This window comes from Streptomyces sp. SID1328, from assembly GCF_009865595.1.
In the GTDB taxonomy this organism is placed as follows: Bacteria; Actinomycetota; Actinomycetes; order Streptomycetales; family Streptomycetaceae; genus Streptomyces; species Streptomyces griseoluteus.
Genome location: NZ_WWKH01000694.1, coordinates 1 through 374, shown reverse-complemented (window position 1 = coordinate 374; position 374 = coordinate 1). Strand labels below are relative to the sequence as shown.

Genomic DNA, 374 nt, shown 5'->3' with positions numbered 1-374 from the left:
CCCGCCCCGGCCGCCCTGCGCGAACGCGTCCTGGCCGCCGTACGCACCACCCCGCAGGAACCGGCCCCGGCCGGCCGGCCGCGCACCGCCCAACTGCCGCCGCACGTATGGGGAGTCCAGCCGCCGCCCGCCCGCGCCCGGCGGGCCGGGCCGCGCCCGTTGTTCGTGCCGTTCGCCACCGTGACGGCCGCCGCCGCCCTGGTCGTCGCCTCGCTCTTCGCCGTCCAGGCGCACCGCACCGAGGGACGGCTCGCCGCCGAGCGGGCGCGCGCACGTGACATCGCCCACGTTCTGGCCGCTCCCGACGCCCGCGCCACGGCGGGGACCGACGGACACGGCCGCGCGCTCGCCGTCGTCGCCTCGCCGTCCGAGGG

The 374-nt window shown here is 81.3% G+C and carries 1 protein-coding gene; it reads left to right on the top strand.

Going from position 1 to position 374, the window contains the following annotated elements:
* The coding region (locus GT030_RS22010) for an anti-sigma factor (RefSeq protein ID WP_202460406.1) at positions 1-374 on the top strand (374 nt) is incomplete at both ends.